Annotated in this window: 1 rRNA gene; it reads right to left on the bottom strand. The window is 54.0% G+C overall.

Going from position 1 to position 609, the window contains the following annotated elements:
- A 23S ribosomal RNA gene (locus ACFSUC_RS11790) occupies positions 1-609 on the bottom strand; the annotation flags it as partial.

Below are 609 nucleotides of genomic sequence, written 5' to 3' on the forward strand. Positions count from 1 at the left end.
GGCTCCCACCTATCCTGTACAAATCGTACCCAAGTCCAATATCAAGCTGCAGTAAAGCTCCATGGGGTCTTTCCGTCTTGTCGCGGGTAACCTGCATCTTCACAGGTATTAAAATTTCACCGGATCTCTCGTTGAGACAGCGCCCAAGTCGTTACGCCATTCGTGCGGGTCAGAATTTACCTGACAAGGAATTTCGCTACCTTAGGACCGTTATAGTTACGGCCGCCGTTTACTGGGGCTTCAATTCAGAGCTTCGCCCGAAGGCTTACCCCTCCTCTTAACCTTCCAGCACCGGGCAGGCGTCAGCCCGTATACTTCGCCTTGCGGCTTCGCACAGACCTGTGTTTTTGCTAAACAGTCGCTTGGGCCTTTTCACTGCGGCCCCCTCGGGCTATTCACCCTACCGAGGCACCCCTTCTCCCGAAGTTACGGGGTCATTTTGCCGAGTTCCTTAACGAGAGTTCTTCCGCGCGCCTTAGAATTCTCTTCTCGCCTACCTGTGTCGGTTTGCGGTACGGGCACCTTCACCTGGCTAGAGGCTTTTCTTGGCAGCGTGAGATCAAGTCCTTCGGGTACTTAAAGTTCCCCTCCTCATCACAGCCCAGCCTT

Origin of the sequence: Marinicrinis sediminis (genome assembly GCF_042685085.1) — a bacterium.
Classification (GTDB): domain Bacteria; phylum Bacillota; class Bacilli; order Paenibacillales; family KCTC-33676; genus Marinicrinis; species Marinicrinis sediminis.